We start from the raw sequence: 6,951 nt of genomic DNA on the forward strand, positions 1-6,951 counted from the left end.
AACGGCTTGGCCGTTATAAAGGGCCCTGAAAACTGCCTCATGGGTAACCTCTCCTGGAATATAAAGATAAGTCCGACTCAACCCCGGATATTCATCTTCATGTCCGGGACGGCCATCCCAATGAGCGTCAGAATTACCGATACCCACCACTTTTCGTCCTTGCTTAAGTAACTTATCCCACTCTGAAGTTACCTGGGTGAACTTGCCACTATTAAAAAGTTCAACACCATGATAGCTTATAAAGTCTTTGAGCTCACCCTCCCAGGGGAAATCTGGTTCCCACCAACTACCTTTGGGATGGGCAATAAAGAGAAGGGGAGGGATACCTATAATTTCTGGCACCACACTACTCGCCCTATTAATCATATCTTGACCGTTAATTTCTATCTCGGGCCCGTAAGCGCCTACAAAAACAAAAGAACTAATATTGTAGGCCAGGAGATGCCCATCAGAAACCGCAGGTATCACTGAACCCACCTCTTCCCCAGGAATCACTAAAATCCCCGTCTCCTCCTCTGCTTCGCGACATCGTCTCTGCATCTCCTGCCAAGTAAAATCTCCTTTCTCAAAATCAACATGACCAATCAGGGTACTCTCCAAATTATCATTATAAAACATCTCTTCGTGGTCAGTAATAACGATGAATCTCAAACCTTGCCCCTTTGCTACAAAAGCCTGTTCTATTATACTAGGAGGTTCGGGGTTTCCAACGCCTAATCCGTAAGCCATGTCCCATTTAGAAAAAGCTGAATGGACATGAAGATCACCGGGAACCCAAGAAGCTAATTGGGCTTCTATGGCTGTCAAAGAACAAAAAATAATCAAGCTCCCAATCAATAAACACGTTAGCTTCTTCTTCATGACGTCTCCTCTCTTCATCAACTTTCAAGTCTCTGTGATTTATTTTTATCTATTTCTTATTTTTATAATCACTATTCCTATAATTCCAAAAATTATCCCCCACATTACAGCTGAAGATCCAATCAATAACCATGCAGATTGTGATGTAGAAATATCTTTGAGAGTGTGAATTGGCAAAGAGATCAATAAACCAGGCATTATTAAAAACGATCGCCACTCTCTTATCCCTGGTCCCCCAGTAACCTTCCATAAAGTCGCAAATAATCCTGACCCCACGAAAAGCCCAATTAAAAAAATTCTCCAATTCTTTCTTCCAATTGAACCCCTATTTAAAACAGAAGGTCTTTTTGTCTTTGGTTTGTCTGCCACTATAAATTCTTCAAATTAAAAATAAAACTGTTTTCATTATATCATTTGGACAAGCTCAAGACAAGCAAAAAATCGCCGGCTTGGAAGCTCGCTTAAATATATTATACCATAAAATTGAATAAAAAAGAAAAAGCCCAGCCTGAACCGCTATCCACACCAAAAACTTGACAAAATTTTATCCACAGTATAAAATAAAAATAATGAAAAATTTAAACACCACAATCCATCATCACGAGCAGGCTCAAGCTATCTAGGGGCTCGTTTTGTGGTATTTAAAACAATCTAAATCACCAACGTTTTACCAAACGACTCCCCTGTGAGTCGTTTTTATAATACATAATCTATGACCACCGAAATACTCAAAAAAATCAATTTCGAAAAATTAGCCGGCCTAATTCCTGCTATTATCCAAGACTGGCAAACCAAACAGGTTTTAATGCTGGCTTTTATGAATAAAGATGCTCTAGAAAAAACCTTGGAAACTAAAACTACTTGGTTTTGGAGCCGAACGCGAAAAGAATTATGGAACAAGGGTGAAACATCAGGAAATTTTCAAATTGTCAAAGAAATATATCTTGATTGCGATAACGACAGCCTGTTGATTCTGGTTGATCAAAAAAATGGCAAAGCCTGCCATACCGGCAAAATATCTTGTTTTTTTAAAAAAATATAAAAAATGCTAATCTACGAATATGCGAATAGTATTTACGGCATCCACATACATCTGTGAATTTGCATTTTGACCACTTATAAACTAATATCACATCTATTTCTAACCAAAAAAATATGGACACTATAAAAAAACTATTCGCAACAATCAAACAAAGGCAAAAATATCGGCCAAAAGAATCTTACACAGCCGAATTGTTTAAAAAGGGAACTGATGAAATTACAAAAAAGATAGGTGAGGAAGCCATTGAGGTGATTATTGCCGGAAAAAACAAAGATAAAGAAGAAATCACCTATGAAATGGCTGATCTCTGGTATCATTGCCTGGTTCTTTTGGCGCATTCTGATATTACGCCGGAAGATATCTATGGTGAACTAGAAAAAAGGTTTAAATAATTAACTACCAAAAATATGTCATTGAAAAACAACAAATTAAAAATCGCCATCCCCAACAAGGGACGGCTGTCAGACGCATCAATCGAAATCCTTAAAACCATAGGCCTTGATTTTGAAGTGCATGAACGGCAACTGTATTCTTCAGCCGAAAATCTTAATATTGAAATACTCTATATCAGAGCCGGCAATATTCCGGAATATGTTCAAGATGGAATTGCCGACTTGGGAATCACTGGCCTCGACTTAGTAAAAGAGAGACAAAGCCAAGTTCAAATTCTGGAAAAGCTTCATTTCGGTAATGGTAAGATTATTATTGCTGTACCGGAAAAATCAGCCATTGAAAACCCCAAACAGCTTGAGAACAAAAAAATAGCAACTTCATATCCAGCTATTGCCAAAAAATACCTTGAAAACCAGGGAATAAACGCTGATATTATTGAAATTGAAGGCGCTCTGGAAATCACCCCGGCTCTGGGCCTCTCTGATGCCATTGTAGACCTGACTTCAACCGGCAGTACCCTAAAGATGAACAACCTTAAAACTATTAAAGAAATCATGGCAACAGAGGCAGTGCTTATCGGAAATAGCCAGTCTCTGGACCAGAAGAAACAAGAAATCAATAATATTGTTCTCCGATTTGAAAGCGTGATGACTGCCCAGAGAAAAAGATATATTATGATGAACGCGCCTAAAGAATTGCTCCCAGCGATTAAAAAAGTCGCGCCAGGTCTTGCTTCGCCTACTATTATGGATTTAGCTAAACCCGGAATGATTGCCGTGCATTCTGTAGTTGATAGAAAAAATATTTGGGAAACAGTTGAAAAATTGAAAAAAATCGGGGCTAGCGACATTCTGGTCATACCAATTGAAAAAATGGTCTCTTAAAAAAAGGCCTCGCTAAAGTGAAATTTACTTTCTGGCGAGGTCTTTTTATTTTTTAACAATGGTGGCATTCACAATGCTCGCATAAAATCCGTCTACTTAACAATTACAAGAATTTCTATTTTTGTTGCCTCGTTAATAGCAAAACGCGCAACTTCTAACTACACTGGCAATCAAAAACCCAAACCTGGCTGTCTCAAACCCGCCAGCCCCCGAATATCCACCGTTTTTACTTCCAAATCAGGAATCGGCTCACCTACCTCCGCCCTCTGCATTAAAAACAAATATTCTTTATTCTTGGCATCATTGCCATTTGTATTATTAAGCCACTTGTTAGTCCAGGTCATAGTAGCCATCACATTTTTTTTATAATCCATCTCTATCGCGCTACACTTCATTTCTGATTTTTTTAGAATGTCCAAAATTGCTTTAAATGTTGCTCTGCCATTATTGTTATACGATAAAACAATATATTTTGTATTTGTGTTATTTATCAATTTTTTTATTGCCTCGATGACAATATATTGTCCGTTGGAATTTTTTTTGAATTCCTCAAAAATAGATCCTGCCACTCTATCGCTAACATCCTCGCGCCTGTTAGCCACCCCCACCAAATTTGGTTTATCATTTAGACATATGGTTTTCCAAATATGATAATAAGAAGCATAACGCACCCTTGAGGGAGGCATCAGTTCGTTGGAAGAGCCGTATGGCGGGTCATAGTACGCTAAATCAACATCTATATCCTGCACTAAATCAAAGATATCTTTTTGAAAAACTTTATGCTCTCTATCATCCAAAATTAACTTTGGAACCATCATTTTCATTGTTTTGTACGATCTGGGTGCCCATTTTTTTAAATAAGAAACCTGATGACCCACCGAACTGTCAACTTTATCCATCGCTAAAATTAAGCTCGTAAGCAAAACTGAACGCTCTATATTGTCTTGTGTGATATTATCGATCTCATCCCTTATTGCATCCAGTTTCATTGTATTGTGCAACTGCCATATTCTCTTTTTTCCATCTTCTTGAACAGAGCTCCCGTTATTTGGCTTTCCGCCATAATACTCCGAAAACCAACCATGTTTACTGGGTATGTTATTAAGATGCTCTATCATGGGTTGGTAATGTTTTACGGGCTTTGTGTTTAACAAATAACATTCCCCAAAAACTTTAGACCAAACAGCTACATCATTTGCGTAAACTGTATACCCGTTCATTTTGAAAGCTTGGGCTACACGAGTGGTGCCAGAAAAAGCATCAAAAACAGTACGAACACCCAACGGCTTTATCAATTCTAACAACACGGGAAGTATCTCCCTTTTAGAGCCAGCATATTTTATGCCTTGTGTTTCCATAAAAAAATCATCAAGCTACTAATGTACCTGATGATATTATACCAAATATTTTATTTTTGTTCTATAGCTATCAACGAAATTCCATCACGCAGTGGTGCTATTTACCTCGCGAAACAGCTTGAGTATTTCCTTATGTTTTTCTTTTGGAGAAACAAGTATTTTTGAAATTAATTTAAGCAAAGGTTTGTTAATTTCATATGATCCGCTTAAAATTTCATTGAAAAACGGTTTCGCATTTTCAGTGTGAGTCCACATGCCACGTTGCAAAGCGTTTGCCTTGGTGTCGCCGTATCTTACTTCAAAAATATATTGATTGTTTTTATCAAAAAATTTGTATATAGGATGGGTTTTCTTGTTCTTCCCGTATTTTCTAGGTGGAAAAAACCTTATCTTACCAACTGATTTATATGCTCGCAGGAGATTAAATATAATAATTTTAAATGTTTTTTCTTTTTCGTTATAAATAAGCGGCAAAACATTTACTTCGTCAAAGTCAACGAAACAGGGACCACTAAGTATTTCTACGGTTTTCTTGGAATCCGTCAGCCTCTTTTTCCCAACTACTTCTGTCAGGCATCGAAACATAGAGCTGTCTTTGTTTGTAGATAATTGAAGTGGGCCAACCCCATAAGTTTTTATACTGATTGGCAGTTCTTCTCCCGTAGTTTCGTTTATTACTCTTATGTCCTCTTCGTTCACTTTTGCGCGAAAAGTTTCTTTGCCAGTATGTTTAGCTGTGTAGCCACCAACAAACTCATTTATATACTCTGTTAAAGCGATTTCGGCTAAATCACCGTGAGTTTTATTCCCAATAATTCTCATTGAAAAAATATTAGCCATAACACTATGAATTATAGGATTTGTGCCTTCGAAACTTTTTGTAAATTTTGTTAAAAAATTATCAAATAGAGATGGCATGTTTTTCTAAATTAAAAATTTCTAAAAAAATCCGATAATTTTAAACCAAGAGCTTTCGACACTTTTTCAATATTTTCCAGTGTAATATTCTTCTCTGCTCTTTCTATCATGCCAATATAAGTGCGATGAACGCCTGCATGTGAACCTAGTTGCTCTTGAGACAATCCTAATTTAACACGTTCATCGCGCACCCTTTTACCAAATTTAATTAAAATTGCCTTTTTCACTTGTGGTGAATTTATTGAAGCTATAAACTTATTCACAGTATAGTTAATTGCTAACTTTAGGTCTACATACTATAGTTAGCAATAAAATAATATAACCTAATCTCGGCTTTGCATTTTTATCAACTAAAAAATACCCCCAAACGGGGTGATTTATTTTTTGAAAAATTAATCATCAAATTTATTTTTTCCCGCACAACTGAATCACTTTATCAACCGCTTCTTTTGGCGTTCTAGCGCTAACCGCCTTAATCCTTTTTCTGTCATCCAAATATGTGTTTGCCAACTTATCACTCCAACCGCCAGAACCAGTCAAAACCACTACCGGTATATTCAACTGATATGCAATCGCTATCTCGGTCAAAGTCCCAGAACCCCCGCTAATCGCGATAAGCCCATCGCAAGCATTAACCAAAACAAACTCCCGACCACCCCCTCGCTCTAAACCGCAAGGGATAACCACATCTGTATATCCTTCCCTATCATAAATATCTTTTCCTTTGCCATAAGTTATACCCACAGTTAAACCACCCGCTTTCTTAGCGCCTCTTGAAGCCGCTGTTGAAAGCGAGTCATAATCTTTTTCCGCGCCATAAACCGTAATATTGTCCGATTCAGCTACATACCTGCCAACTTCTTCTGCTAACTTTTCAACTTTTTTGGAATACTTTAAATCAGCCGCCGAGCCCATAACGCCTATTTGCAATTTTCTTTTAATTTTTTGCATATCATTCATTAATCTTATCAATAAAAAATTTAATAAACTTCTCTGCCTCAACTTTATAAGCATAGCTGATTAATATCCCTGTTTTATCTTTTACAATCATCCCCCTCTTCATTCCTTTAACAATCACCTTGACCCGTGCCTGCTTAAAATTTAAAAAATCACCCACGACCGCTCCAATAGTTAAGGGGTCATAAAGTTCAAATTTTCTGTTCTTTGACATTCCAAAAAATTGATACCAATTAGAAATAGCTCTTTTAACAAATCCACCAATCTTTGTATCCCTAATGACTCCCAATCTCTCAACCGGTATCAAAGTCTTACCAGTAACATCAAGAGGAACTAAGTTTATTTTAGCGCCGCTTTCCAAAACTGCCTTGCTGGCCTTAGAATCGTTAAAAAAATTAAATTCTGCGTACTTGGTTTCATTTCCGCGAACATCTACTGCCCCGCCCATTATATACATCGCCTTTATCAATTCTATAATCTTTGGCTCTTTTTGGAAAGCGCGAGCAATATTAGTAAGTGGTCCGGTAGCGATAACGGT

The 6,951-nt window shown here is 37.3% G+C and carries 10 protein-coding genes; 3 read left to right on the forward strand and 7 right to left on the reverse strand.

The window, feature by feature from the left end; genetic code table 11:
* Positions 1 to 861 (reverse strand): hypothetical protein (locus KKD20_02465; GenBank protein ID MBU4331965.1); only part of this gene is annotated, 861 nt, incomplete at its 3' end.
* A gap of 45 nt (positions 862 to 906) precedes the next feature.
* A complete protein-coding gene (locus KKD20_02470) occupies positions 907 to 1,230 on the reverse strand; it encodes a hypothetical protein (protein ID MBU4331966.1) in 324 nt (107 codons plus the stop codon).
* A 343-nt stretch (positions 1,231 to 1,573) separates the two neighbouring features.
* Here KKD20_02470 and hisI point away from each other — a divergent pair, with 343 nt between their 5' ends.
* The 3 genes from hisI to KKD20_02485 all read left to right on the forward strand — a co-directional run bounded on the left by hisI (position 1,574) and on the right by KKD20_02485 (position 3,180).
* A complete protein-coding gene (hisI, locus tag KKD20_02475) occupies positions 1,574 to 1,903 on the forward strand; it encodes a phosphoribosyl-AMP cyclohydrolase (GenBank protein MBU4331967.1) in 330 nt (109 codons plus the stop codon).
* 113 nt (positions 1,904 to 2,016) lie between these two features.
* Complete coding sequence (locus tag KKD20_02480; GenBank protein ID MBU4331968.1) at positions 2,017 to 2,295, forward strand: phosphoribosyl-ATP diphosphatase; 279 nt, start codon at positions 2,017 to 2,019, stop codon at positions 2,293 to 2,295.
* Positions 2,296 to 2,310: 15 nt separating this feature from the next.
* Positions 2,311 to 3,180, forward strand: a complete 870-nt coding sequence (locus KKD20_02485; GenBank protein MBU4331969.1) for an ATP phosphoribosyltransferase — start codon at positions 2,311 to 2,313, stop codon at positions 3,178 to 3,180.
* Positions 3,181 to 3,350: 170 nt separating this feature from the next.
* Here the strand turns inward: KKD20_02485 and KKD20_02490 are convergent, their stop codons facing one another.
* From KKD20_02490 to KKD20_02510, 5 genes are all read right to left on the reverse strand, one after another.
* Positions 3,351 to 4,538 carry a DNA adenine methylase gene (locus KKD20_02490; protein MBU4331970.1) on the reverse strand — a complete coding sequence of 396 codons (1,188 nt, stop codon included), beginning with the start codon at positions 4,536 to 4,538 and terminating at the stop codon, positions 3,351 to 3,353.
* Between the two features lie 84 nt (positions 4,539 to 4,622).
* Entirely contained in the window at positions 4,623 to 5,456 is an 834-nt protein-coding gene (locus tag KKD20_02495) for a hypothetical protein (GenBank protein ID MBU4331971.1), read from the reverse strand.
* Positions 5,457 to 5,467: 11 nt separating this feature from the next.
* On the reverse strand, positions 5,468 to 5,683 hold the full coding sequence (locus KKD20_02500) for a helix-turn-helix domain-containing protein (GenBank protein ID MBU4331972.1): 216 nt from the start codon (positions 5,681 to 5,683) through the stop codon (positions 5,468 to 5,470).
* Positions 5,684 to 5,861: 178 nt separating this feature from the next.
* On the reverse strand, positions 5,862 to 6,407 hold the full coding sequence (locus KKD20_02505; protein ID MBU4331973.1) for a TIGR00725 family protein: 546 nt from the start codon (positions 6,405 to 6,407) through the stop codon (positions 5,862 to 5,864).
* A gap of 1 nt (position 6,408) precedes the next feature.
* The coding region (locus tag KKD20_02510; GenBank protein MBU4331974.1) for a nucleoside hydrolase at positions 6,409 to 6,951 on the reverse strand (543 nt) is incomplete at its 5' end.

The organism is Patescibacteria group bacterium, assembly GCA_018896645.1.
Taxonomy (GTDB): Bacteria; Patescibacteriota; Patescibacteriia; order UBA2591; family JABMQE01; genus JAHIMF01.

Excerpts from the sequence above, each read along its gene's own strand:
- KKD20_02485 (MBU4331969.1), top strand. The coding sequence starts at position 2,311 with ATGTCATTGAAAAACAACAAATTAAAAATCGCCATCCCCAACAAGGGA.
- KKD20_02480 (MBU4331968.1), top strand. The coding sequence starts at position 2,017 with ATGGACACTATAAAAAAACTATTCGCAACAATCAAACAAAGGCAAAAA.
- KKD20_02495 (MBU4331971.1), bottom strand. The coding sequence starts at position 5,456 with ATGCCATCTCTATTTGATAATTTTTTAACAAAATTTACAAAAAGTTTC.
- hisI (MBU4331967.1), top strand. The coding sequence starts at position 1,574 with ATGACCACCGAAATACTCAAAAAAATCAATTTCGAAAAATTAGCCGGC.
- KKD20_02505 (MBU4331973.1), bottom strand. The coding sequence starts at position 6,407 with ATGCAAAAAATTAAAAGAAAATTGCAAATAGGCGTTATGGGCTCGGCG.
- KKD20_02490 (MBU4331970.1), bottom strand. The coding sequence starts at position 4,538 with ATGGAAACACAAGGCATAAAATATGCTGGCTCTAAAAGGGAGATACTT.